21 protein-coding genes and 1 pseudogene are annotated in these 23,135 nt (G+C 61.9%); 11 read left to right on the forward strand and 11 right to left on the reverse strand.

Annotation, left to right across the window (positions count from 1 at the left end; genetic code table 11):
* Positions 1 to 61: 61 nt before the first annotated feature.
* Positions 62 to 1,117 (forward strand): nitrogen regulation protein NR(II), encoded by a 1,056-nt coding sequence (gene glnL / locus FAZ30_RS01075; protein ID WP_124644717.1) that lies wholly within the window; start codon positions 62 to 64, stop codon positions 1,115 to 1,117.
* A 27-nt stretch (positions 1,118 to 1,144) separates the two neighbouring features.
* On the forward strand, positions 1,145 to 2,593 hold the full coding sequence (ntrC, locus tag FAZ30_RS01080; protein ID WP_124644716.1) for a nitrogen regulation protein NR(I): 1,449 nt from the start codon (positions 1,145 to 1,147) through the stop codon (positions 2,591 to 2,593).
* 16 nt (positions 2,594 to 2,609) lie between these two features.
* Here ntrC and FAZ30_RS01085 read toward each other — a convergent pair whose 3' ends face one another.
* Positions 2,610 to 3,527 (reverse strand): LysR family transcriptional regulator, encoded by a 918-nt coding sequence (locus FAZ30_RS01085; RefSeq protein WP_124644715.1) that lies wholly within the window; start codon positions 3,525 to 3,527, stop codon positions 2,610 to 2,612.
* A gap of 115 nt (positions 3,528 to 3,642) precedes the next feature.
* On the opposite strand from FAZ30_RS01085, the gene metE reads away from it, so the two are divergent.
* Positions 3,643 to 5,928 carry a 5-methyltetrahydropteroyltriglutamate--homocysteine S-methyltransferase gene (gene metE, locus FAZ30_RS01090; RefSeq protein ID WP_124644714.1) on the forward strand — a complete coding sequence of 762 codons (2,286 nt, stop codon included), beginning with the start codon at positions 3,643 to 3,645 and terminating at the stop codon, positions 5,926 to 5,928.
* 419 nt (positions 5,929 to 6,347) lie between these two features.
* Here metE and FAZ30_RS01095 read toward each other — a convergent pair whose 3' ends face one another.
* The 3 genes from FAZ30_RS01095 to FAZ30_RS01105 all read right to left on the reverse strand — a co-directional run bounded on the left by FAZ30_RS01095 (position 6,348) and on the right by FAZ30_RS01105 (position 8,087).
* Positions 6,348 to 6,806, reverse strand: a complete 459-nt coding sequence (locus FAZ30_RS01095) for a SixA phosphatase family protein (RefSeq protein WP_124644713.1) — start codon at positions 6,804 to 6,806, stop codon at positions 6,348 to 6,350.
* A gap of 214 nt (positions 6,807 to 7,020) precedes the next feature.
* Positions 7,021 to 7,734, reverse strand: coding sequence for an LrgB family protein (locus FAZ30_RS01100; protein ID WP_124644712.1), 714 nt, complete (start codon positions 7,732 to 7,734; stop codon positions 7,021 to 7,023).
* Positions 7,731 to 8,087 carry a CidA/LrgA family protein gene (locus tag FAZ30_RS01105; protein WP_124644711.1) on the reverse strand — a complete coding sequence of 119 codons (357 nt, stop codon included), beginning with the start codon at positions 8,085 to 8,087 and terminating at the stop codon, positions 7,731 to 7,733. Before FAZ30_RS01105 ends, FAZ30_RS01100 begins: the two co-directional genes overlap by 4 nt.
* 161 nt (positions 8,088 to 8,248) lie before the next feature.
* Here FAZ30_RS01105 and FAZ30_RS01110 point away from each other — a divergent pair, with 161 nt between their 5' ends.
* Both FAZ30_RS01110 and ubiA read left to right on the forward strand, forming a co-directional pair.
* Entirely contained in the window at positions 8,249 to 8,779 is a 531-nt protein-coding gene (locus FAZ30_RS01110) for a chorismate--pyruvate lyase family protein (RefSeq protein ID WP_124644710.1), read from the forward strand.
* Positions 8,776 to 9,648, forward strand: a complete 873-nt coding sequence (gene ubiA, locus FAZ30_RS01115) for a 4-hydroxybenzoate octaprenyltransferase (protein WP_124644709.1) — start codon at positions 8,776 to 8,778, stop codon at positions 9,646 to 9,648. The genes FAZ30_RS01110 and ubiA overlap by 4 nt, the downstream gene beginning before the upstream one ends.
* Before the next feature lie 573 nt (positions 9,649 to 10,221).
* Here ubiA and FAZ30_RS01120 read toward each other — a convergent pair.
* The 7 genes and pseudogenes from FAZ30_RS01120 to hda all read right to left on the reverse strand — a co-directional run bounded on the left by FAZ30_RS01120 (position 10,222) and on the right by hda (position 16,483).
* Positions 10,222 to 11,291, reverse strand: a pseudogene (locus FAZ30_RS01120) (IS30 family transposase).
* Positions 11,292 to 11,894: 603 nt separating this feature from the next.
* Positions 11,895 to 12,329, reverse strand: coding sequence for a hypothetical protein (locus tag FAZ30_RS01125; RefSeq protein ID WP_124644708.1), 435 nt, complete (start codon positions 12,327 to 12,329; stop codon positions 11,895 to 11,897).
* Positions 12,320 to 13,267 (reverse strand): Nudix family hydrolase, encoded by a 948-nt coding sequence (locus tag FAZ30_RS01130; RefSeq protein WP_124644707.1) that lies wholly within the window; start codon positions 13,265 to 13,267, stop codon positions 12,320 to 12,322. The genes FAZ30_RS01125 and FAZ30_RS01130 overlap by 10 nt, the downstream gene beginning before the upstream one ends.
* A gap of 34 nt (positions 13,268 to 13,301) precedes the next feature.
* Positions 13,302 to 14,180, reverse strand: coding sequence for a DMT family transporter (locus FAZ30_RS01135; RefSeq protein ID WP_124644706.1), 879 nt, complete (start codon positions 14,178 to 14,180; stop codon positions 13,302 to 13,304).
* On the reverse strand, positions 14,177 to 15,055 hold the full coding sequence (locus FAZ30_RS01140) for an ATP-binding protein (RefSeq protein WP_137008415.1): 879 nt from the start codon (positions 15,053 to 15,055) through the stop codon (positions 14,177 to 14,179). Before FAZ30_RS01140 ends, FAZ30_RS01135 begins: the two co-directional genes overlap by 4 nt.
* Positions 15,056 to 15,122: 67 nt before the next feature.
* Complete coding sequence (locus FAZ30_RS01145; protein ID WP_137008417.1) at positions 15,123 to 15,809, reverse strand: histidinol-phosphatase; 687 nt, start codon at positions 15,807 to 15,809, stop codon at positions 15,123 to 15,125.
* Complete coding sequence (gene hda / locus FAZ30_RS01150; RefSeq protein WP_103524711.1) at positions 15,806 to 16,483, reverse strand: DnaA regulatory inactivator Hda; 678 nt, start codon at positions 16,481 to 16,483, stop codon at positions 15,806 to 15,808. The genes FAZ30_RS01145 and hda overlap by 4 nt, the downstream gene beginning before the upstream one ends.
* Before the next feature lie 303 nt (positions 16,484 to 16,786).
* Between hda and purM the strand changes: the two genes are divergently transcribed.
* From purM to grxD, 6 genes are all read left to right on the forward strand, one after another.
* A complete protein-coding gene (gene purM, locus FAZ30_RS01155) occupies positions 16,787 to 17,824 on the forward strand; it encodes a phosphoribosylformylglycinamidine cyclo-ligase (RefSeq protein WP_124644703.1) in 1,038 nt (345 codons plus the stop codon).
* An 88-nt stretch (positions 17,825 to 17,912) separates the two neighbouring features.
* Positions 17,913 to 18,542, forward strand: a complete 630-nt coding sequence (gene purN, locus FAZ30_RS01160; protein ID WP_137008419.1) for a phosphoribosylglycinamide formyltransferase — start codon at positions 17,913 to 17,915, stop codon at positions 18,540 to 18,542.
* Between the two features lie 15 nt (positions 18,543 to 18,557).
* Entirely contained in the window at positions 18,558 to 19,724 is a 1,167-nt protein-coding gene (locus FAZ30_RS01165) for a DUF3108 domain-containing protein (protein WP_137008421.1), read from the forward strand.
* 5 nt (positions 19,725 to 19,729) lie between these two features.
* Positions 19,730 to 20,983 (forward strand): RsmB/NOP family class I SAM-dependent RNA methyltransferase, encoded by a 1,254-nt coding sequence (locus tag FAZ30_RS01170; protein WP_205676660.1) that lies wholly within the window; start codon positions 19,730 to 19,732, stop codon positions 20,981 to 20,983.
* Positions 20,984 to 21,089: 106 nt separating this feature from the next.
* A complete protein-coding gene (locus FAZ30_RS01175; RefSeq protein ID WP_124644699.1) occupies positions 21,090 to 22,448 on the forward strand; it encodes a chloride channel protein in 1,359 nt (452 codons plus the stop codon).
* 93 nt (positions 22,449 to 22,541) lie between these two features.
* Entirely contained in the window at positions 22,542 to 22,853 is a 312-nt protein-coding gene (gene grxD, locus FAZ30_RS01180) for a Grx4 family monothiol glutaredoxin (RefSeq protein WP_103524717.1), read from the forward strand.
* Positions 22,854 to 23,135 lie beyond the last annotated feature (282 nt).

Below are 23,135 nucleotides of genomic sequence, written 5' to 3' on the forward strand. Positions count from 1 at the left end.
TCTGGCTTGGCGTGCTTATTGCTAACAGCACCAGGCACAGCCCTCTTCGATCCGGAGCACCATGAACTCTCCCAGCTTTGCCGGCCTGGAATTACTCGACACCCCGGTTCTGATCACCAGAGCCGACGGCGTACTGGAATTCGCCAATCCCGCGTGTGAAAACCTGTTGGCCATCGGCCGGCGCGAGCTGTTGCGCCACACCCTGTTCGAGCTGTTTCAGGACAGCCCGGCCCTGCGCCAGGCACTGAGCACCGCCCTGCAGCACAACGCTGGCTACATCGAGCACGATCTGGAGCTGCGCACCCCGCATGGCGAGCAGCCGCTGCATATCGCCCTGTCGGTGACGCCGGTGGATGCCGAAAGCCGGCTGGCGCTGGTGGAATTGCGGCCACTCGACCAGCAGCTGAAAATCGCCAACGAAGAGCGCCTGTTGCTGCAACAGCAGGCCAATCGCGAGCTAATCCGCAATCTGGCCCATGAAATCAAGAATCCGCTGGGCGGTATTCGCGGTGCGGCACAGCTGCTGGAACACGAGCTGTCCGACCGGCCGGAGCTGAAGGAATACACCGAAGTCATCCAGGAAGAAGCGCTGCGCCTGCAGTCGCTGGTTGACCGCCTGCTGGCCCCGCATCGCCGCCATGTCCGCAGCGAAATCAATATCCACGAAGTGCTGGAACGGGTGCGCAGCATTGCCCTGGCCGAGTATCCACAAGGCCTGTCCATCCGTCGCGACTACGACACCAGCCTGCCGCACATGGTGGCGGACAAGGAGCAGCTGATCCAGGTGGTGTTGAATATCGTCAAGAACGCCATCCAGGCCATGAAGGCCAGCGGCGAGGTGATTTTGCGCACCCGCGTGGCCCGTCAGGTGACGCTGGCGCGCAAGCGTCACGGGCTGGCATTAAAATTGCAGATTGTCGACAACGGCCCCGGCATTCCGGAGGAAATCAGGGATCACATTTTCTATCCGCTGGTGACCGGACGCGCCGAAGGCACCGGTCTGGGGCTGACACTGGCCCAGGCCTATGTGCACCAGCATGGCGGCAGCATCGAATTCGAATCCCGCCCCGGCCAGACCTGCTTTACCGTAATGCTGCCTTTCAGCAATACGGATTGAACCCAAATAACAGAAACGAGGGCTGCTATGAATAACCCGGTGTGGATCATCGATGACGACAAGGCCATCCGCTGGGTACTGGAAAAGGCACTCGGCCGCAGCGGCATCGGCTTTGACAGCTTTTCCAGTGCAGACGACGCACTCAATGCCCTGTATGACAACACCCCGCGCGTCATCATTTCCGATATCCGCATGCCCGGCACGGATGGTCTGAAGTTCCTGTCGCGGGTCAAGGCCGACCACCCGCAGCTGCCGGTCATCATCATGACCGCGCACTCCGACCTGGATTCGGCCGTGGCCGCCTTTCAGGGCGGGGCCTTCGAATACCTGCCCAAGCCCTTTGATGTCGACCAGGCAGTACAGCTGATCGAACGCGCGCTGGCTGAGAGCAATAGCCAGATCGAAGCCAGCGGCGGCGTGGAAGCCATGCCGGTGCTGCTAGGCCAGGCCCCGGCCATGCAAGACGTATTCCGCGCCATCGGCCGGCTGTCGCAATCACATGTCACCGTGCTGATTACCGGTGAATCCGGTACCGGCAAGGAAAGAGTGGCCGAGGCGCTGCACCGTCACTCGGTACGGGCGAGCAAGCCCTTCATCGCCCTGAACACCGCCGCCATCCCGAAAGACCTGCTGGAATCGGAGCTGTTCGGCCATGAGAAAGGCGCGTTTACCGGCGCACTGGCCACCCGTCGTGGCCGCTTCGAAGAAGCCGAAGGCGGCACACTGTTTCTGGATGAAATCGGCGACATGCCCACCGAGCTGCAAACCCGCCTGCTGCGCGTGCTGTCCGATGGTCATTTCTACCGCGTGGGCGGCCATGTGCCGATCAAGGCCAATGTGCGGGTGATTGCCGCCACCCATCAGCATCTGGAAGACCGGGTCAAGCGCGGCCTGTTTCGCGAAGACCTGTTCCACCGCCTGAACGTGATCCGTCTGCGTCTGCCACCGCTGCGCGAACGCCGCGAAGACATTCCGCTACTGACCCGCCATTTCCTGGCCAAGAGTGCCAGCAGCCTGGGCGTGGAGCCGAAACGGCTGACCGATGCCGCGATGGAGGTGATCAAGTTCCACAGTTTCACCGGCAATGTGCGCGAGCTGGAAAACCTGTGCCAATGGATCACTGTGATGGCACCGGGCCAGCAAGTAGAGGTGGGCGACCTGCCGGCTGAACTGCGCGAACCGGAAGCCGCCAGCCCGGTAACGGACGGCGAAGGCAGCCCGGTGGCCAGCAGCAGCGTGCATGTGGTCGACTGGACGCTGGGCCTGGCCGAAGAAGTGGCACGCCGCCTGCGTGCCGGCGAGGTGGGCATCATCGACGACCTGTGCCGGCGCTTTGAGGAAAGCTGCATCCGCACCGGCCTGGCCCACACTGGCGGACGCAAGGTGGAAGCCGCGCATCTGCTGGGCTGGGGCCGCAACACCCTCACCCGCAAGATTCAGGAACTGGGCATGGAAGCCCATGACGAGCAGGCCTGAAGCCCACAATCGTGCGTCAGCCCTCCAGCACGGTCAGCCCGGGGAGCGTGGCAAAGCTGCGCTCCCGCACCGTGCTGAGAAAATCCTGCATATAGGCTAGCCCGGCATCCTCGCTGCGTAAGGCAGCGTACAGCTCGCTGCTCAGCCCCTGCTCGCCAATCCGCCGCGCCACCACATAGCCGCGCTCCAGATAGGGCTTGACCGCCCAGAACGGCAGCGCCGCCACGCCGCGCCGGCTGGCCACCAGCTGGATAATGGCCACCGTCAGCTCGCTGGTACGGCGCAATGGGCTGACCCCGGCGGGCAGCAGCACCTTGCGCCATAAATCCAGCATCTCGTCCGGTACCGGATAGTGGATCAGCGTTTCATTGGCAAAGTCCTGCGCCTGCCACACCTTCTTTTCCGCCAGCGGATGATCACGCGCCACAATCCCCACCATCTCATAGGCAAACAAGGGCTGGTGGACGATGCCGGCCTGCGGCTCGGCTTCCGACACGATGGCCAAATCGGCGCGCCGAGTCAGCAACAGCCCCACCGGATCGGCATGAAAACCGGAAACAATGTCCAGCTCCACCGCCGGCCAGTGCTGGCGAAAGCTGTCCATCGCCGGCATCAGCCAGTCGAAACAGGTGTGGCACTCCACCGCCACCCGTAGCTCCCCCGCCTCGCCCTGGCGGATGCGCGCCACCTCACGCTCGGCAGATGCCACCTTGTCCAGTACCTCACGTGCCAGCGCCAGCAGGCGCTCGCCCGCCAGGGTAAAGCGCAGCGGCTGGCTTTTACGCTCGAACAGCGGCTGCTGGTAATAAGCCTCCAGCTGCTTGAGCTGATGCGACAGGGCCGACTGGGTGAGAAACACCCGCTCAGCCGCCAGCGACACACTGCCGGTTTCCTGCAGGGCAATCAGCGTGCGCAGATGACGTAGTTCCAGCATGGCATGGGCTTTCCGATAATCATGAATTAAATTAATTCAAAACAACAAAAAAATGAGTTTGAATCATACAGCAGATTCACCGATGCTGGGGACACTGACAGACAAGGACCCCACCATGACCACACTGCACCTGGCCGGCTTTCCCCGCATCGGCGCCAAACGCGAACTCAAACTCCTGCTGGAAAACTTCTGGCAAGGCCAGATTGACGAACAAGCCCTGCGCCAGGGCGCACGCTCACTGCGCCAGCGCCATTGGCTGCTACAAAAGGGCGCGGGCATCCAGCTGTCGCCCGTGGGCGATTTCTCACTGTACGACCACGTGCTGGACGCACAGATTCTGGTTGGCGCCATTCCGACCCGCTTCGGCTTTGACCCGGCCCGGCTGGACAGCGCGCAATACTTCCAGCTGGCACGCGGCAATAGCCGCCAGCCGGCACTGGAAATGACCAAATGGTTCGATACCAACTACCACTATCTGGTGCCGGAATGGCAGGCCGATACCAGCTTCAGCGCCAACCCGGCACCGCTGCTGGCCCAACTGGCCGAAGCACGCGCGCTGGGCATCCAGGCCAAACCGGTGCTGATCGGCCCCCTCACCCTGCTGTGGCTGGGCAAATGCAAGGGCGGCGAGTTTGACCGTCTGCAATTGCTGCCAGCCTTGCTGAACTGCTACCAGAGCCTGCTGCAGGCGCTACAACAGCAGGGCGTGTCCTGGGTACAGCTGGATGAACCCATTCTGGCGCTGGACCTGCCCGCCGACTGGCTGGCCGCCTTCGCCCCGGCCTATCAGCAACTGGCGGCCAGCAGCCCGCTCAAGCTATTGCTGGCCACTTACTTTGGTAGCGTTGCCCAGCATGCCCCGCTATTGCACAGCCTGCCGCTAGCCGGCCTGCATCTGGACCTGGTCCGCGCACCGGAACAGCTGGCCAGCTTCCTGCAGCACTGGCCGGATGACAGGGTGCTGTCTGCCGGGGTGGTGGATGGGCGCAATGTCTGGCGCAGCGATCTGAGCACCGTGCTGGCACAACTGGAGCCGGTGGCGGCACAACTGGGCGAGCGGCTGTGGCTGGCACCCAGCTGCTCGCTGCTGCACAGCCCCTTCGATGTGGCCGCCGAAACCGAAATGGACGCCGATATCCGCAGCTGGCTGGCCTTTGCCGTGCAAAGACTGAACGAACTGAAGCTGCTGCAGCGCGGGCTGGAGCAGGGCCGTGCCAGCATCAGCAACGAACTGCAGTCCAGCGACCATGTGCAGGCGCAGCGCCGCAGCAGCCCGCTGATTCACCGGCCTGCCGTGCAGCAGCGTCTGGCGGCACTGCCAGCAGGTGCCGATCAGCGCCCCCTACCCTTTGCCCAGCGCATTGCCCGGCAACAGGCCTGGCTCAAGCTGCCCCTGCTACCCACCACCACCATCGGCTCTTTCCCGCAAACCGCCAGCATCCGCAGCGCACGGGCAGCCTTCAAGCGCGGCGAACTGGATGCGGCCAGTTACGAGCAGGCCATGCAGGAAGAAATCGCGCTGGCCATACGCCGTCAGGAAGAACTGGGGCTGGATGTACTGGTACACGGCGAAGCCGAACGCAACGACATGGTGGAATACTTCGGCGAACAGCTGGATGGCTTTGCGTTTACCCGGCTGGGCTGGGTGCAGAGCTATGGCAGCCGCTGCGTCAAGCCGCCCATCATCGTCGGCGACGTGGCCCGGCCGCAGCCGATGACCGTGCGCTGGGCTGTCTATGCGCAAAGCCTGAGCAGCAAACCGGTGAAAGGCATGCTCACCGGCCCGGTCACCATGCTGCAGTGGAGCTTTGTCCGCAACGATCTGCCGCGCAGCACGGTCTGCCGGCAGATTGCCTTGGCACTGAACGAAGAAGTGCTGGATCTGGAAAACGCCGGCATCCGCATCATCCAGATCGACGAACCGGCCATCCGCGAAGGCCTGCCCCTGCAGCAGGCACAGCAACAGACTTACCTGCAGTGGGCCGGCGAGGCCTTCCGCCTGTGCAACTGGCGCATTGATGACAGCACCCAGATTCACACCCATATGTGCTATTCGGAATTTGGCGACATCCTGCCGCAGATCGCCGCGCTGGACGCCGATGTGATCACCATCGAAACCTCGCGCTCCGACATGGCCCTGCTGCAAGACTTTGCCCAGTTCCGCTACCCCAATGACATCGGCCCCGGCGTCTATGACATCCACAGCCCGCGCGTCCCCGCCGCCAGCGAGATGGCAGCCTTGCTGGACAAGGCCTTGCAGGTGATTCCGGCCGAGCGCTTGTGGGTCAACCCCGATTGCGGACTGAAAACCCGTAGCTGGCCGGAGGTAGAAGCCGCGCTGGGCAATATGGTGAGTGTGGCGAAAAGGCTGCGCCAGCAGCTGACGGCACGGCTTAGCTAACCGTCATTCATTGCATTTATTGAAAAGTATTTTTAATATTTATTTACCAAGACTCTCTCTCAGGGCCTTCGCGGCCCGCTTGGTACCCGCTGATCAAGGGCTCCTTCGGGAGCCCTCTTTTTTTGTCCTGGCAAGCACCTGCCGGCACTCGCCCGACAATCGGCAACAGCGAACGGCTACCGTCGAAACAGGCCAAAGCCTGCAGTAAACCACGCTGCAGAATACACACTGGCGGCGCTGTCGCGGGCATTCAAGGCACAGTGCGGGCTAAGCCCCCGAGAGTGGCGGCAGCTGCGCGAGCAGGATTCAGCCCGCTAAAGCCACCACGCCGGCCGGGCGGTGAGGCAGCACTGGCCATGCGATCAGACAGCAAAAAGCCCCTCGCAAGGGGCTAGCACTGACAGACACATCCCTGACACTCAAGGCTTGAGCATGCTGGGGGTCATCATCACTTTCAGGCGCACCTGTTCCAGATCGTGACGCACCCGGTGATTCAGCCACCACACCGAGCCTTTTTTCACGCTCCACAGCAGCGGCTGCTCGCCCAGCAACAGGGCCGACAGGCGGCCGATATACGGCTGATGGCCTACCAGCACGATGGTCTTGCCCGCTTCCGGCCAGTTGACTGCTTTCAATACCTGCTCGATGGATGCATCCGGATTCAGCTCCGGCAACACGGTAAAACGCTTGCTCAGCAGCGCAGCCGTCTGCTGCGAACGTTTGGCTTCCGATGCCAGCAGGAGAAAATCCTCCGGCAGGCGGTCGCGCAGCCACTGGGCCATCTGGCTGGCTTGTTGCTGGCCATTGCGGGTCAGCGCCCGCGCCAGATCATCAGAACCGTCTTCTGCTTCGGCATGACGCCACAGGATCAGATCCATTTTTCACCTCCGTTATTGTTGTTGGCGCTTGTTCGCGCAGCGGCGAGCGACAGGGTCACAAGCCATGGCGCGATCAAACGCAGTGTACTGCGCCTGCCGCCGCGTGCGGCACGCTTTTCGTGCGACACCCACCTGCGGCAAGACTAAGCGCGCAGCCTACACCAGGCTTGTGTCAGCCACATGTCGGACAAACACTTATACCGCCACCTTGGCGCTAATGCAGCAGCGGTGCCAGCAAGGGCACCAGAATGGCGGTGACCACGCCATTCAGCCCCATTGCCAGTCCGGCGAAAGCACCGGCAGTCTCGGACAACTGAAAGACCCGTGCTGTTCCGATACCGTGCGCCGAAATACCGGTGGCCGTGCCCAGCACCATGTCGTCGCCCATGCCCAGCAAGGAAAACAGCGGCTTGACGATGACCGCGCCGAAAATACCAGACAGGATGACGAACATGGCCGACAGCTCGGGAATACCACCCACGCCCTGCGATACGCTCATGGCAATGGGCGTGGTCACCGCGCGCGTGGTCAGCGACAGCAATACCTGCTGCGGCAATTGCAGCAGCCAGCCTATGCCCACCGCACTGATAATACCAAGCAGACCGCCAAATACGATGGTGATGGCCAAGGGGCCGGCCGCACGCTTCAGCCGCGACAGATTGCCGTACAGCGGCACCGCCAGCGCCACGGTAGCCGGGCCCAGCAGCATCTGCACCATCACCCCGCCCTTCATGTAATCACGGTAGCTGGTGCCGGTGGCCAGCAGCCAGCCCAGCAACAGCAACACGCCGATCAGCACCGGGTTGGACAGCGGATGTCCCTTGCAACGGCGGTTGAACAATACGGCCAGCTTGTAGGCCAGCAAGGTGACAAATACGCCGCTCAAGGGCGAAGTACGCATGACCTCCACGGCCGCCATGAGATTCATGCCTCCTCCTTGTGCCGGTGGCGCGCCAGCAGCAACTTCAGCAACAGGCCGGGCAGCAACAGCGTCAAGGTCGTGGAAGCAGCCAGCACCACCAGCAATTGCCAGCCGAAACCAGCCAGCAAATCACGATAGGCCAGCACGGCAGCACCGGCAGGAATGAACAGCAGCGACAGATGGGACAGAAAGCGCGGCACATTCAGCTTCATGCTGTCCGGCACCGATTTGCGCGCCGCCAGCGTGCAAAACAGCAGCAGCATGCCCAGCACCGGGCCGGGCAAGGGCAGGGAAAAGCTGCGGCTGATCAGCTCGCCAGCCAGCTGGTAACCCACCAGCCACAACAGGGTTTCTATCATGATCATCATTCCGCCTGTGGCAGCACGCCGCCACAAGCCAGGCCATCGGCCAAAATCGGGCTTTCATCATACCTGTGGCTGCTGCAGTGCGGTATAAACAGACAAGGCCATTGTCGTATTACTGTCAACAAACAGGACAAGCCTTAGCCGGCTTTGGCATAATGCGCGCCATGATTCAGGATACGCACTGGCTGCCGCAGCCCCCCGACCTTGCCCCCGCCCTGCTGGCTTGCGTCACCGAAGCCGGCTCGCTCACCGAGCGACTAATGGCCACCAGCCACCGCTTCGGTGTGCAGGTATTATCCCAAGGCGCAAGCAAGGCCCACCCGGACGAGATCGCCCTGCTTTCCCTGCCGGCAGACAGCATGCTGTATGCCCGCCATGTGCTGCTGACCCTGGACGACACCCCGGTGGTCTACGCCCGCAGCATCGCCCGGCTGGACTGCCCGGTATGGCAGCCCATCCTGGACCGTGGCAGCCGCTCGCTCGGACTCACCTTGTTTGGCGGCCTGCCGCAGCTGCAACGCGGCCCGCTGCACTATCAGCAACTGGATTCGGCCCACCCCTTGCACCAGGCCTGCCACAGCATGGCGGCCCACCTGCCGGCGCGCCGTTGCCGCTTTGCACTGGAACAGGCCCCGCTGGTGGTATGCGAGCTATTCCTGCCCGCCCTGGAGGATTTCATCCGATGAACACCGCCCTGCTCAAGGACCGCTACACCGTCTACAAGCAACTGATGCGCATGGACAAGCCCATCGGCACCCTGCTCTTGCTCTGGCCCACGCTGTGGGGGCTGTGGATTGCCGGTGACGGCAAGCCTGATCCCATGGTGGTGCTGATTTTCGTACTGGGTACTTTCCTGATGCGTTCGGCCGGCTGCGTCATCAACGACTATGCCGACCGCCACTACGACATGCACGTGGCACGCACCAGCCAACGCCCGTTTGCCCGTGGCGCGGTGACCGAGCGCGAAGCGCTGTGGCTGGCGCTGGCACTGGCCATCATCTCTTTCCTGCTGATCCTGCCGCTCAACAGCCTGACCTGGCTGATGAGTGTACCGGCAGTATTCGTGGCCGCCAGCTACCCCTTCACCAAACGCTTCTTCCCCATGCCGCAGGCCTATCTGGGCATCGCCTTCTCCTTCGGCATTCCCATGGCCTTTGCCGCGCTCACCAATCAGGTGCCGCTGCTGGCCTGGCTGCTGCTGCTGGCCAATGCCTTCTGGACCGTGGCCTACGACACCGCCTACGCAATGGCGGACAAGCCGGACGATCTGAAGATCGGCATCAAGACCTCGGCCATCACTTTTGGCGAGCACGACGTCACCGGCATCATGCTGTGCCACACGGTATTCGTGCTGATGATGGGCGGCATCGGCTGGCAGCTGGCACTGGGCTGGCCTTTCTTTGCCGCACTGGCCATCTGCCTGCTGCTGATCGGCAAACAGTACCGGGAAATCCGCACCCGCGACCGTGGCCTGTGTTTCAAGGCCTTTCTGGACAACAACCAAGTGGGTGCCGTGCTGATGGGCGGCATCGTGTTGAGTTATCTGTTGAAGTGATGGTGTAGCCGCCAGCCTACTTTTCCCGGCGCAGTGGCATCCGCTCCCGCGGATGATGGTTTGCATTGCCGCTTCCGTGCGGCGAACGGGAAAGAGGGCTTGCCTGGCCAAGCCCTCTTTCACCTCCAAGGCCACCCCACAAGCATGGCCTGCGGCTGCCCTCCGGGGCCTGACACTGCTGCGGCACGGCTGGAACTCGCGATTGGCTAACGTCCAATCGCTCAAACAGCCAGCCGCTTAAAACCGCAGCAGCGTCATCCGTCGGCATGCTTGACAGGGCCCATGGGTGGCGTCGGTGCTGTGGGAATATTTCGACAAAATGGAAGGCCGGATTTGCCATGAAAGGTGGTGGGGCTGAATTCACATCTGCTTGAGCGATAGCCCTAACAAATTCGGCGAGACCGAATCCCGTCAGCGCGAGCCGACGCAGACGTGCCGCACAGGGTGTTAAGCGGTCGGCTGTCCGCAGCGGCGCGACGTTAGCGCGCCGCAAGTTCCGGCCGCGCCCTGGGCGGGATGGCTGTGGCGGGATTTCGAAGCGCTGCGGGTCGCCTTTTCTTTGGGTCGGCGGTTTCAAACACCAAGTGCAACGGTGGTTGGAATCCTGATATCCAGATTGAAGCAACATTCCCAGAATGCTTCGCTTGGTTTCTTAAACCCGAGTGATTTGCGCGGCCGGTTATTCAGGCTCCAAGCGATCTGATCCAGTTCCTGTTGGGTAAACTGGCTTAAATCGGCTCCCTTGGGCAGGTACTCCCGCAACAGACCGTTGGTATTCTCATTGATCCCACGTTGCCAAGGACTGTGAGGATCGGCGAAGTAAATCTTCAATCCCGTCCGCTCTTCCAGCCTTTGGTGGTATGCCATCTCTTTACCCTGATCGTACGTCAGGGTCTTGCATAGCTCTTCATCGAATGGCGCGAAAGCGCGGGCAAAGCCCTCCAAGGCAGCCGCTGCAGTACAGCCCTCCATCTTCGCCAGTACAACCAGTAAGGTTTTGCGGCACACCAGGGTACCTACCGCGGAGCGGTTCCCAGCTCCCACCAGGAAATCACCTTCCCAGTGGCCAGGCAACAAGCGCTCATTAGCCTCCGGAGGTCGAACATGAATGCTGGCTACGTCCTGAAGCTGACCACGCCGATCTGTACCTCGCGTACGAGGCCGGCGAGCTCCTCGTCCCTGGCGCAAGAGCGCAACGAGTTCTCGACGCAAAGCCCCTTTGGGGGCAGCATAGATCGCGGATAAATGGTTTCGTGCGAGGCGTGCAAAGTCTGTTGTCCTGGGTAGTCCTGTTTTAGTCTGCCAGCGATTTGCTCGGGCGACCACCGATCCTCCAGCAGTGCACGAACCTTGGTCCATAACGGTCCCGCCGGATCCAGCTTTTTCACGCGTCGAACTTTGTATTTCAAGCGGCGAGCACGCTTTCCCGCTCGTAGTGCATCGTACCCGCCAGCTACGCGAGGGCGTCCGATTGGACCGATCTCATACGGTGGCTTATATCCATTACGACGCAGTTCTCGACAAATTGTGCTGGGTGCCCGGTGCAATGCCTTTGCAATAGCCCTGGCACTCTCTCCCTGCTGCTTCATTGCCATGATGAACCCGCGTTCTTCGGCACTTAGGTGCTCATAAGTTCTTTGCATGCAACAACTTAACCTTTAATCGGTTCGTGTTGCACTTAGCCCTTGAAACCGCCGTACTTTCTTTTTGGCGAAGCAAAAGAAAGTACCTCGCCAGCGGGGCGAGACCCGCGAAGTTGTTTTTTGTTTTGATCTTGGCAGCGATAACCCAGTGTGGGAATCCGCTCCCGCGGATGATGATTTGCATTGCCGCGTCCGTGCGACGTACGGGAAAGGGGCCTTTGTGTGGCCAAAGGCCCCTTTCATCCCCAAAGACCACCCCACAAGCATGGCCTGCGGCTGCCCGACAGGTCCCGACCGGTGCGAGGCACGCCTGAACTCGCGATTGTCTAACGTCCAATCGCTCAAACAGCCAGCCGCTTAAAACCGCAGCAGCGTCACCCGTCGGCATGCTTGACGGGGCCCATGGGTGGCCTTGGTTCGGTGGAGAAGAATGGATATTTGGCTGGGTCGTTGCGGTGGAAATTAATCGCCATCTGGTGCAGCCCATCACTGGGCACATATTCAGCAATTCATTTCCAGCATTGCTACCAAAACAGCCCCATCCACACACGGTCAACAAAAAAGGCCCCTTCCGGAGCCTTGTTGCGTTGACCAGCAACCGCGCTACTGCGTCTGGAAGGGCAGGCTGTAAGCCTTGTCACCCAGATGCAGGGTGGCCGTCCAGTGGCGGCTACCGGTGGCACAGACCGGCAGGGTGATGCGCGCCTGCCAGTCCGAGCCATCGGCCACAAAGCGATAGCGGTTGAAACCCATGTCCATGTCAGCCATGGCGAATTCCACCGCGGGCTGCTCTACCTGTACCCCTTCCAGCCGTAGCGTAAAGGGCTTGCCGTTTTCCGGCGGGCTGACAAAGTACAAGCTGCCGCCATCCGGCAGCGCGCAGCGCCCCTGGCCAATATTGCAGGCCAGCAGTTGCGGCACCACGGGCTGATTCTTGTGCTGCACATACCACCACACCAGCCCGCCCTTGATGGCAGCCAGCAGCAGCAGGGCGCTGCCGATCAGCAGCAGTTTTTTCTGTTGGGCGTTCATTTGCATTGCCAGGCTCCCCGCATCAGTGCCACTCCATGCGCACCATGCTGACGCGCGGTTTCAATCACCCCGGCCTGCAAGCCGCCCAGCGCATAGACCGGCAGCGGAATGCCACCAGCCAGTACGCTGGCAAAGCCGTCCCAGCCCAGCGGCGTGACGCCAGGGTGGCTGGCCGTCGGCTGAACATGCCCCAGCAGGGCGTAATCCAGCGCCAGTTCTCCGGCGCGGTGCAATTCGGCAGCCGTGTGCACCGAGGCACCCACCCAGGCAAAATCGGGCCGTTGTGTCAGATGAGCCAGCCGGCCGGCATTCAGGTGCACGCCGTCCACCGGCCAGCCCTGCAGCCAGTCCGGGTCGGCATTCACCACTACCTTGCCACCACGCTCATGCACGATGGCGGCCACTTCGCTGGCAAACGCCTGCAGTTGCTGGCGGTCCATGTCCGGCTCACGCACCTGTACCAGACCATGGGCCGGGCCGCTGGCCAGTGCTTGCAACTGGGCGGCCACACCCAGTTCATGGGCGCAAGTGATGGCATAGACGGCAGGCAGTTGCAGGGATTTGAGAATGGGGCCATTGGCCGGCAGCATGGGCGCTACGCTGGTCTGGCCCGGCTGCTGCCAGGCAAACTGCTGGCTCTCTTGCGGCTGTGGCTCGCCCTGCCAGTCCCATACGCGGAAAAAGCGCAAATGTACCGAGGCATGCTCGTAGTGATGCACCCGTGTCAGCCAGGGTGTGGCCTGGGTCACGGTGATGGCCATTTCCTCCTGCAGCTCGCGCACCAGCGCCTCTACCGCGTTTTCGCCCGGTTCTACCTTGCCGCCGGGGAACTCCCAGTAGCCGGCATAAGGCTTGCCCTGCGGCCGGCTGCCCAGCATGAAACTGCCATCCGGGCGCATCAGCACGCCGGCCACCACTTCGATGATCTTGTTATCAGAATGCATGATTTGTCTTGTCAGCCATTGTCCTAGTCGGCCTTTAGTGCTTCGCCCTGGCCACCACCACACCGCTGGCGATAATCAAGGCCCCGCCCAGCCAGGTGCTCATACCCGGCATTTCGGCAAAGAAAAAATACCCCAGCGCCGCCGCCCACAGCAGGATGCTGTACTCCAGCGGTGCCACCGCCGATAGCGGCACATCGCGCAGCGACAGGGCATTGACGAAGTTGGCCAGACCACCGCTCAAGCCCAGCAACAGCAGTACCAGCCAGTCGGCCAGCCCCGGCCACTGCCAGTCACCGCCCATACTCATGCCGCTGAACAACAGCATGATCAGCGTACCCAGCATGGCAATGGTGGCCGGGCTGTCGGTGGCCGACAGCTGACGGGTCAGCAGCGTAGCCAGGGCATAGGACAAAGCCGATGCCACCGCCAGCAGGCTGTAGGCATTGAACTGCAGGCCGGACAGGCCACACACCACCATCACCCCGATCAGCCCCAGGCCTACCGCCAGCCATTGCTGCCGCCCCACCTGCTCACCCAGCCAGAACAAGCCCAGCAGCAGCATGAATATCGGGTTGGCCAGGGTAATCACCGTCACCGTAGCCAGCGGCAAATGGCGCAAGGCCATGAAGAAAGTCACGATGGTCACCATCACCACCACCCCGCGCAGCAGGTGCCGCCACGGGTGGGCGGTAGCCAGCAGGCGCGCTGGCGCACTGCTGTGGCGCAGCCCCAGCACCAGCAAAATGGGCAGGGCAAACAACGAGCGGAAAAAGATGATCTCCCCCACCGGATAGCCATGGGTCAACCACTTGGCACTGGCATCCATTACCGCCAGCAGAAAAATGGCCAGGCTGTACAGCAGGATGCCGCGTGTCCGGTGCGGCGGCGTGGCCGCCACGCTGGCTACACTCACTTGCCCAGCTCCGCCTTGCGCTCGCGCGCGCTGCGGCCGGCCCAGTCATTGGCAAACTGCCAGGCCACCCGGCCAGAACGGCTGGCACGCAGCTGGCTCCATTGCAGGGCGGCACGTTCGGTCTCTTTATCCATGGGCAGGGCAAAGTGCTCCAGCCAGGTTTTGACGGCGGCGAGGTAAGCGTCCTGATCAAAGGGATAAAACGATAGCCACAGGCCGAAGCGGTCGGACAGCGACACCTTTTCCTCGATGGCTTCACCCGGATGGATTTCGCCATCGCTGACCCAGCCTTCGCGGTTTTCGCTGTGTTTTTCCGGCATCAGGTGGCGGCGGTTGGAGGTGGCATACACCAGCATGTTTTCCGCCCGGCGCGCCAGGCCGCCATCCAGCGCCGTTTTCAGTGCCTTGTAGGCATCATCACCATCCTCGAAGGACAGATCATCGCAAAACAGGATGTAGCGTTCCTTGCGCCCGGCCACCAGTGTCATGATCTGGGCCAGATCGGACAGATGATCCTTGTCCACCTCGATGATGCGCAGGCCCTTGTCGGCGAACTCCGGCAGCAATGCCTTCACCAGCGAAGACTTGCCGGTGCCGCGCGCGCCGGTCAGCAGCACATTGTTGGCAGGCTTGCCCTTGACGAACTGGCGGGTATTGCGCACCAGCAGCTTGAGCTGATTGTCGATATGAGTCAGCCGGGCCAGCGGCAGGGTGTGCGGCTCGTTGACGCCCTCCAGCCAGCCGGCCATGCCCTGACGCCGCCAGCGATAGGCCGGCGCGCTCCAGTCCGGCTCGGGCCGGGCCGGCGGCAACAAGGGTTCGAGACGGGCCAGCAGGGCTTCGGCGCGGGCAAGAAAGGCTTCCAGTTGCTGCATGTCGTTCTCCGGGCAAAAAAACAGGCTGGCACTGCGGCCAACCTGTGCGGACGGGATGATGGCAGGCTCAGCCGCGCAGGCTGATCACCGGCCAGCCCTGCTCTTTGGCATGCTGGCGCAGGGTGTCGTCCGGGTCTACCGCCACTGGATTGCTGACGATGGACAACAGCGGCAGGTCGTTGTGCGAATCGCTGTAGAAAAAGCTGCGAGCAAAGCTGGCCATGGACAGGCCACGCTCGGCCAGCCACATTTCCAGCCGGGTGATCTTGCCGGCCTGGAAGCTGGGTACGCCGGTGTGCTTGCCGGTGTAGCGGCCATCGGCAGTCTGTTCCAGCTCAATGGCAATCAGGTGTTCCGCATCAACGCCCAGCTCGGCCGCGATGGGGCCGGTAATGAAGCGGTTGGTGGCGGTGATGATCAGGACTTCATCGCCCTGGGCACGGTGCAGGTTGAGCAGGTCGCGCGCCGCCTGCGGGATGATGGGGCGGATGTGCTCATCCATATAAGCGGCATGCAGCGCGGCCAGCTCGGCACCGTCGTAACGGGTCAGCGGTTCCAGCGCGAATTCCAGGTATTCGCCGATATTCAGCGTGCCGGACTTGTACTGTTCATAAAAATGATTGTTGCGGTGGTCGTAGTAGGCCTGGTCGACAATGCCGCGCTTGATCAGGAAACGCGGCCATTCGAAATCGGAGTCGCCGATCAGCAGGGTATTGTCCAGATCAAACAGGGCCAGATTGGGTGCTTGGGTCATGTGTCGGAAGAACTCGCGGTTTGCAAAACGTTTTTCACCAGCGGCACGGTGATGGGGCGGCGCAGCGCCAGCGAATAGCGGTCCAGCATGTCCAGCATGCCGATCAGGCTGGACAGGTCGCGCCGCCAGTGGGTAAGCAGGTAACGGAAGACATCGTCGGCAATCGCCAGCTGGCGGTTGGCGGCATGGGTGCGCAGCGCGGCCAGCTTGTCGTCGTCGGACAGGGCTTTTACTTCCAGCACCAGTCCCCAGCCCAGCCGGGTACGCAGATCGTCGCGCACGGCAGCGGCCATCGGCGGCTTGCGCCCGGCCATCAGCAGCCGGCCCTCGCCACTTTCCTTCAGCGAGTTATAAAAGGAGAACAGGGTGATCTGGTCGTCCGGGGCCAGGTCGTCGACATGGTCCACCGCGATGAAGCTGGCTTCACGGGCAAAATCGGGCAGATGCTCGTTCTGGCCATCCAGATAGATGGAGGCGCGCCCCAGCCGCTCGGCGTGGGCGATCCAGGCTTGCAACAGGTGGGTTTTGCCGCTGCCCGGCTCGCCCCACAGATAGATGAAGCGCTCGCCATCCTCCGCCGTGAGGGCGGTAATCACCTCGCGGTTGCGCTGGGCCAGAAAATTGTCGAAGGCCGGCAGCGGAGTGGGGGTCAGGTCTAGTACTAGCTGGTCCAAGAGTAAGGTCGTGTGGGCCGATTGAAGTCAGAGCGTGATTTTACGCCGAGATGGCCTGTTGGCGAAACCGCTGCATGCCATTAGTTTGCCGATTCCAGGCGGATAAAAGCGTGTCACAGCAGCCCGGCACAGCATGGCGGGCCCTGCACCGGGGCAGGCCTGGGCAGCCGCCACGGCGCTTTCTGCTGCGGCATTGCAAATTAAGCGCGGCTTTCTGGCAGAAATTCAGTTAAAATACAGTGCTTTCGCATCAGCGAAAGCTTGACGTGAAAATACTTCAAGTTAGCAGAAAGCGAGTTTACCTTGAGCACCCAGTCCCTCAGTTACCGTGATGCAGGCGTGGATATCGACGCCGGCGACGCGCTCGTCGAAAACATCAAGCCCTATGCCAAGCGCACCATGCGCCCGGAAGTTCTCGGTGGTATCGGCGGTTTCGGCGCACTGGTGGAAATTTCCAAAAAGTACAAAGAGCCCGTCCTGGTATCCGGCACCGATGGCGTGGGCACCAAGCTGAAACTCGCCTTTGACTGGAATCGCCACGACACCGTCGGTATCGATCTGGTGGCCATGAGCGTGAACGACATCCTGGTTCAGGGTGCCGAGCCGCTGTTCTTTCTGGATTACTTCGCCTGCGGCAAGCTGGACGTACCGCAAGCCACCGACGTCATCAAGGGCATTGCCGCTGGCTGCGAACAAGCCGGTTGTGCACTGATCGGCGGCGAAACCGCCGAAATGCCGGGCATGTACCCGGTGGGCGAATATGATCTGGCCGGCTTTGCTGTCGGCGTGGTGGAAAAGAGCCAGGTGATCACCGGCCGTACCATCGTCCCGGGCGACGTGGTGCTGGGTCTGGGTTCCAACGGTGTGCATTCCAACGGTTACAGCCTGGTACGCAAGATCATCGACCGTGCCCAGCCGGATCTGGACGCTGCCTTTGATGGCGACAAGAGCCTGCGCGATGCGGTGATTGCCCCCACCCGCATCTACGTGAAGCCACTGCTCAAGCTGATGCAGACCCTGCCGGTAAAAGGCATGGCCCACATCACCGGCGGCGGCATCACCGAAAACACCCCGCGCGTGCTGCCGGACAATGTCGTGGCCCAACTGGACGCAGGCAGCTGGGAGCTGCCCAAGCTGTTCCAGTGGCTGCAAAAAGAAGGCAATGTCGACAGCCAGGAAATGTACCGTACGTTTAACTGCGGCATCGGCATGGTGGTAATCGTGGCCGAAGAGCACGTGGCTGCGGCCACCGCCCTGCTGCAACAGGAAGGCGAAACCGTACACCGCCTGGGCAGCGTACGCGCCCGCAACGGTGACGAACACCAGACCCAGATTTCCTGAGTCAGGCAGTGACACCGAACGGCGCCGCTAGCATTGCTGGCGGCGCTTGTTTTTTTACCGGCGACATCCCGCAGCCAATAGTGCAACCATGAAAAATATCGTCATCCTGATTTCCGGTCGTGGCTCCAATATGCAGGCCATTGTCGAGGCCAATATTCCGGCCGCGCGCATCGCCGCAGTGGTAGCGAACCGCCCCGACGCCGCCGGCCTCGCCTGGGCGGCAGAGCGTGGCATCGCCACCGCCGTGGTGGATCACAAGCAGTTTGCCAGCCGCGAAGCATTTGATGCACAGCTGGCGCAAGTGATAGACGGCTATCAGCCCGATCTGGTGGTGCTGGCCGGCTTCATGCGCATCCTGACGGCAGACTTCACCCGCCGCTACGAAGGGCGCATGTTGAATATCCACCCCTCGCTCTTGCCCGCCTTTCCCGGTTTGCATACCCATGCACGGGCACTGGAGATGGGCTGCAAGGTCGCGGGCTGCACCGTGCACTTCGTCACCGCCGAGCTGGACCACGGCCCCATCGTGGCGCAAGGCGTGGTGACACTGCAGGACAACGACACCCCGGACAGCGTGGCCGGCCGGGTATTGCAGCTGGAACACCAGCTCTACCCGAATGCCGTGCGCCGCTTCGTGGCTGGCGAGCTGAAGATTGTCGATGGCAAGGTGGCATCGCCCGCCCAGCCGGCTGCCAGCCTGCTGGCACCTGCGCCCTGAGTTGTCGGTCACGGCATGAAATCATCGCTGCGGATATTCATCCTGGCCCTGCTGGCTTCCCTGCTGCTGCATGTGGCCATGCTGGGTTCCGGCCTGCTGCCGGAAACAGCGATTGAATTGCCGCCCGATCAGGCCCTGCGCAAGATCGATGTAAAAATGCAGGCGCTGCAACTGGAGCAAGCCGCGCCGCCAGCCACACCAACTGCCAGACTGCTGCCCAGCGGGCCGGCAACAGCGGCGGCAGCGCACAAGACAAAACGCAAACGTGATGCCTCGGCTGCCCACGCCAAAGCCAAGCAACATCCGCCAGCCGCGGCAGAGCAAGCGGCCGAGACGGAAGACGCCAGCCAGCCGGTGGCAGAACAGGCCAATCATCACCAGCCAGTGGCTGCCAGTGAGCCGGCAGCGGCCCATGCCGAGAAGATGGACAAGGCTGAACAGCATGAACGCGCAGTCGAAGCCAGCGCGCCGGCCGCCAACGTAGCAGACAGGCCGGCTGGTTACCTGTCGCCGGCAACCGCCCTGCACCGCTTCCCGGCGCAGGCCAAGCTGGGTTACCAAACCTTCTATAACGGAGCGATAGTCGGCACCGGAAGCCTGAACTGGCAACATGGCCCGAACAGTTATACGCTGGAGATTCGCTTCAACCCGGTTATCGGCGGGAATCGGCGCTATCTTTCACAAGGGCAGTTAAACCAGCACGGCCTGCAGCCCGATAGCCTGCAAGCCTGGGTAGGTCAGGAAGCCAAGGAGTCCGCCCGCTTTGACTGGGCAGGCGGCACACTGCACTTTGGTGATCAGGGCGACAAGGAAATCGCCCTGCGCGCCGGTGCACAAGATGTATTCAGCCTGGCTTTCCAGCTGGGGCTGAAGGGCGGCCAGCTTGGCTCCGCCCCGTTACAGATCACCACCGGGAAAAAGGTCTACGACTATCCGATGACCCCCAGTGGAGAAACCGATTACGACACCGGCTCCGGCAAGATCCGGGTGATAGTGTTCCGCGCCAAGGGCGAGGATGACATCACCGAATTCTGGCTGGCTCCGGATTTCGCCAACCTGCCGGTGCGCATTTCGCGCACCGACAAGAGCAAACGGGTAGAACTGCGCGCCGTGCTGATCAATATTGACGGCACCGAGCAATGGCGCCTGCCCGCTCGCCCCATGACCCGGAATAATCATTAATGAATATCAGCCATAGCCAACTGAAACATATCGAAAACGTCATCGGCCAGATGATCCGCTTTGACCGCCCGGCCGACGCCGTGCTGTCGGCCTACTTCCGTGAAAACGTGAAGCTGGGTTCCAACGACCGCCACCTGATCGCCGAAACTGCCTTTGGCTGCCTGCGCCGCCTGATCCAGTTCCGCGCGCTGATCGCCCCGGAAAAGGCCAGCCCGCGCCGGCTGGCCATGGTGGCACTGATGCGCCTGCAAAAACTCAATATCAAGGAACTGGCCGACTCCACCAGCGCCGGTGAGCGCGAATGGCTGGGCAGCGTCAAGGGCAAGCAACTGGACGACAACCTGTCCATCGCCGCCGAACTGCCGGAATGGGTGATCGAACGTCTGGCAGAACAAGACCCCAAGGACGTACTGGCACTGGGCCTGGGCCTGATGGAGCCGGCCCCGCTGGATCTGCGCGTCAACACCATGAAGATGAAGCGCGACGAAGTGATGGACCGCCTGCGCGCCGACGGCATGCCCTGCGAACCGACGCCCTACTCACCCATCGGCATCCGCCTGCAAGACAAACCGGCACTGTCCAAGTATGAGCTGTTCAAATCCGGCGTCATCGAAGTACAGGACGAAGGCAGCCAGCTGCTGGGCCTGATTACCGGTGCCCGCCGTGGTGAAATGGTGGTGGATTTCTGCGCTGGAGCCGGTGGCAAGACCCTGCTGCTGGGCAACCAGATGGCCTCCAGCGGCCGTCTGTACGCCTTCGACGTATCGGAAAAGCGCCTGGCCAACCTCAAGCCGCGCCTGGCCCGCTCCGGCCTGTCCAATGTGCACCCGCAACTGCTGGCTCATGAGAACGACAGCAAGGTAAAACGCCTGGCTGGCAAGGCCGACCGCGTGTTGGTGGATGCCCCCTGCTCCGGCCTGGGCACCCTGCGCCGCAACCCCGACCTGAAATTCCGCCAGAGCCCGGAAAGCGTGGCCGAACTGAACGTGAAGCAGACGGCCATTCTCGCTTCCGCAGCCCGGCTGGTGAAAGTGGGCGGCCGCCTGGTGTACGCCACTTGCAGCCTGCTGCCGCAGGAAAACCGCGACATCGTCGAAGCCTTCCTGACCGCCCACCCGGATTTTGTCCTGATGCCGATGGATGAAGCGCTGGCCGAACAGAAGATTCCGCTGCAAATTGGCGACTATCTGGAATTGAAGCCGCACCTGCATAATTCCGATGGTTTCTTCGCTGCGGTTCTGGTCAGGAAAGGTAATTGACCTTATCATCGAGTATTAGCAAAATCGAAAATACCGTTTCATCTCGAATGATTCGCAACACGGCTTTGCTGCTCTCTCGATAAACCGCCACGGAGTTTCCTCCCCCATGCCCGACTCCCGAGTCGCCCGGCGCCTGGGCCAGCACGGCCTGCGCGCCAGCCGCCGCCTGAGATATCTGTACTTGTCCATGGCACTGTGGCGACGTCGGGCTCCGATCTGGATTGCCGCCATTCTGATCGGTCTGGTGGCGGCGGTGTTTGCCAATGGCAGCCATCTGTCACACGAGCTGTTCTACCAGATATACGACCAGTCGCCCTTGTGGGCGCTGCTGATCACCCCGGCCGGGCTGGGCTTGTCGGTATGGCTGCTGCGCACCTTCTTCGATGGTGCCGGTGGGGGTGGCATTCCGCAAACCATCATCGCCATGCAGCCGGGCATGCACGCCTTGCGCGCGCGCATTCTCACCATGCGTGCAGCCGTGGGCAAGATGATCTTGACGCTGATCGGCGTGGGCTGCGGCTCGACCATGGGCTACGAGGGCCCCATCGTGCAGGTGGGGGCGGCCATCAAGTATTCGCTCAATCGCGAAGCCGCCTTGCGCCATGAGGGCGTGGCGCGCAGCTTTATCCTGGCGGGTGCGGCGGCCGGCGTGGCGGCGGCCTTCAATACGCCGCTGGCCGGCATTGTATTCGCCATCGAGGAAATGGGCCGCACCTTCGACCAGCGCGCCAGCTCCACCATCCTGCTGTCGGTCATCCTGGCCGGTATTACCGCCATTGCGGTACTGGGCGATTACAACTATTTCGGCGTGGTGTCGGTAGCACTGGAGCTGCGCTCGGGCTGGATGGCCATTCCGGTGTGCGGCATCATCGGCGGCATCATTGGCGGGCTGACCTCGCGCGCCATTCTGGCCCTGGCCCAGCAACTACCCGGCCCGCTACACGGCTGGCGCATCAATTACCCCATTCTGTTCGCCGTCGCCTGTGGCCTGCTGCTGGCAGTCATCGGCATCGCCAGCGATGGCATCACCTTTGGCACCGGTTATTTCCGCGCCAAGGAAATCATCGAGGGCGGCGGAGCCAGCATGCAGGAATACGGCATTCTCAAGCTGGTTTCGCTGATCATCACCTATATCAGCGGCGCGCCCGGCGGCATGTTCGCCCCCTCGCTGGCCGTGGGTGCCGGCTTTGGCCTGAACATGTCCTTGCTGCTGCCGTTTCTGCCACAGGCAGCCATGGTGCTGCTTGGCATGGTGGCCTTTTTCTCCGGCATGACTCGCGCCCCGATGACCGGATTTGTCATCGTGATGGAAATGACATCCTCTTCTTCCACCATGATCATTCCGCTGATGGCCACCGCACTGATGGCGGCCAATGTGTCGCGCTTCATGAACCGCCATGCCCTGTACGACGGGCAGGCCGAAATATTCCTGCGCCAGCTGCGCGCACGCAATCAGGCAAATTGACCGGCGCAGCCGGCTTACGTACAATAACCCATCGTTTCAGTCAAGTATTGAGGGCAAACCCGCTGTTTGCCCGTTCACCGCAAGGAATTCCTCATGGATACCCAGGACATCATCAAGCAGACCGTTACCGAAAACCCGGTTGTGCTGTTCATGAAAGGCTCGGCCCAGTTCCCGCAGTGCGGCTTCTCCTCGCGCGCGGTCCAGATTCTGAAAGCCTGTGGCGTAGAAACCATCAAGACCGTTGACGTGCTGCAGGATGCCGAAATCCGCCAGGGCATCAAGGAATTCTCCAACTGGCCGACCATTCCGCAGCTGTATGTAAAAGGCGAATTCATCGGCGGCTCGGACATCATGTACGAAATGTACCAGTCCGGCGAACTGCAGGAAGTGCTGCAAGGGCTGTAAGCCACGCCCGTCCCACCCGCCATGCAAAAGAGAGCAAACCCGGCCCCGGCCGGGTTTTTCTTTGCCGGCATGGTGAATGGATGCCATTGCACAGGATGCGACACAAAGCCTGGCGCGCCTTGCCTGCAACAGACTGCACAGCCGGCCCGCTAGCACCCTTCTCCAGCACCACCCCTGTCCTGACTCTGCAAGCTGAGCGCACATCATCACGCCAGCAGCGGGCAGCGGCCTGGCTATCCATCCGTTTTTTTAACAACACCACGACAAGTTAATATCCACTGC

The organism is Aquitalea aquatilis, from assembly GCF_005155025.1.
In the GTDB taxonomy this organism is placed as follows: Bacteria; Pseudomonadota; Gammaproteobacteria; order Burkholderiales; family Chromobacteriaceae; genus Aquitalea; species Aquitalea aquatilis.

What these genes read in the sequence shown, in the direction of transcription:
- purN (WP_137008419.1), top strand. Translation starts at nt 17,913, where the DNA reads ATGAAAAATATCGTCATCCTGATTTCCGGTCGTGGCTCCAATATGCAG.
- ntrC (WP_124644716.1), top strand. Translation starts at nt 1,145, where the DNA reads ATGAATAACCCGGTGTGGATCATCGATGACGACAAGGCCATCCGCTGG.
- FAZ30_RS01130 (WP_124644707.1), bottom strand. Translation starts at nt 13,267, where the DNA reads ATGCATTCTGATAACAAGATCATCGAAGTGGTGGCCGGCGTGCTGATG.
- FAZ30_RS01100 (WP_124644712.1), bottom strand. Translation starts at nt 7,734, where the DNA reads ATGAATCTCATGGCGGCCGTGGAGGTCATGCGTACTTCGCCCTTGAGC.
- grxD (WP_103524717.1), top strand. Translation starts at nt 22,542, where the DNA reads ATGGATACCCAGGACATCATCAAGCAGACCGTTACCGAAAACCCGGTT.
- FAZ30_RS01165 (WP_137008421.1), top strand. Translation starts at nt 18,558, where the DNA reads ATGAAATCATCGCTGCGGATATTCATCCTGGCCCTGCTGGCTTCCCTG.
- FAZ30_RS01095 (WP_124644713.1), bottom strand. Translation starts at nt 6,806, where the DNA reads ATGGATCTGATCCTGTGGCGTCATGCCGAAGCAGAAGACGGTTCTGAT.
- FAZ30_RS01140 (WP_137008415.1), bottom strand. Translation starts at nt 15,055, where the DNA reads ATGCAGCAACTGGAAGCCTTTCTTGCCCGCGCCGAAGCCCTGCTGGCC.
- ubiA (WP_124644709.1), top strand. Translation starts at nt 8,776, where the DNA reads ATGAACACCGCCCTGCTCAAGGACCGCTACACCGTCTACAAGCAACTG.
- FAZ30_RS01110 (WP_124644710.1), top strand. Translation starts at nt 8,249, where the DNA reads ATGCGCGCCATGATTCAGGATACGCACTGGCTGCCGCAGCCCCCCGAC.
- FAZ30_RS01105 (WP_124644711.1), bottom strand. Translation starts at nt 8,087, where the DNA reads ATGATAGAAACCCTGTTGTGGCTGGTGGGTTACCAGCTGGCTGGCGAG.
- glnL (WP_124644717.1), top strand. Translation starts at nt 62, where the DNA reads ATGAACTCTCCCAGCTTTGCCGGCCTGGAATTACTCGACACCCCGGTT.
- FAZ30_RS01145 (WP_137008417.1), bottom strand. Translation starts at nt 15,809, where the DNA reads ATGACCCAAGCACCCAATCTGGCCCTGTTTGATCTGGACAATACCCTG.
- metE (WP_124644714.1), top strand. Translation starts at nt 3,643, where the DNA reads ATGACCACACTGCACCTGGCCGGCTTTCCCCGCATCGGCGCCAAACGC.
- FAZ30_RS01175 (WP_124644699.1), top strand. Translation starts at nt 21,090, where the DNA reads ATGCCCGACTCCCGAGTCGCCCGGCGCCTGGGCCAGCACGGCCTGCGC.
- FAZ30_RS01085 (WP_124644715.1), bottom strand. Translation starts at nt 3,527, where the DNA reads ATGCTGGAACTACGTCATCTGCGCACGCTGATTGCCCTGCAGGAAACC.
- FAZ30_RS01125 (WP_124644708.1), bottom strand. Translation starts at nt 12,329, where the DNA reads ATGCAAATGAACGCCCAACAGAAAAAACTGCTGCTGATCGGCAGCGCC.